General features: G+C 74.0%; 1 protein-coding gene and 1 pseudogene. Both read left to right on the forward strand.

Translation table 11 applies throughout. The annotated features are described in order from the left end of the window. Positions 1-370, forward strand: a 370-nt coding sequence (locus ABD308_RS37910) for an FHA domain-containing protein (RefSeq protein ID WP_344345394.1), incomplete at its 5' end; no start/stop codon positions are given. A gap of 13 nt (positions 371-383) precedes the next feature. After that, positions 384-550: pseudogene (locus ABD308_RS37915) on the forward strand (FHA domain-containing protein); the annotation flags it as partial.

The raw sequence follows: 550 nt of genomic DNA on the forward strand, positions 1-550 counted from the left end.
GCCCGCCGCGCCCCCGGCCATGCCCCCCGGCCCTCCCGCGCCGGCCGGCGGCAACGTCCGCCCGTTCCCGGGCGCCGGCCACGGCACCGCGGTCCGCCGCTGGATCGAGGTCAACGGCGCCCGCCACCAGATCACCGGCAACGCCTGCGTGCTCGGCCGCTCCACCGAGGCGGACGTCCGCATCGACGACCCCGGGGTCTCCCGCAAACACGCCGAGATCCGCCCCGGCACCCCCGCGATGGTGCTGGACCTGGGGTCCACCAACGGCATCGTGGTGGACGGGCAGCACACCCAGCGCGCTACGCTCCGCGACGGCTCTCGAATCGTCGTGGGCTCCACCACCATCGTCTACCGACAGGTCGAAGGGTAGAGCGGGCGCGGTTATGTCAGAACTGACCCTCACGGTCATGCGGCTGGGTTTCCTGGCCGTGCTGTGGCTGTTCGTGATCGTCGCGGTCCAGGTGATCCGCAGCGACCTCTTCGGGACGCGGGTGAACCCGCGGACCTCCCGCCGTGGCGGCGGTGCCGCCACGGCCCCCCCGGGGGCCAC

It is taken from the genome of Kitasatospora putterlickiae, assembly GCF_039527695.1.
Lineage (GTDB): Bacteria > Actinomycetota > Actinomycetes > Streptomycetales > Streptomycetaceae > Kitasatospora > Kitasatospora putterlickiae.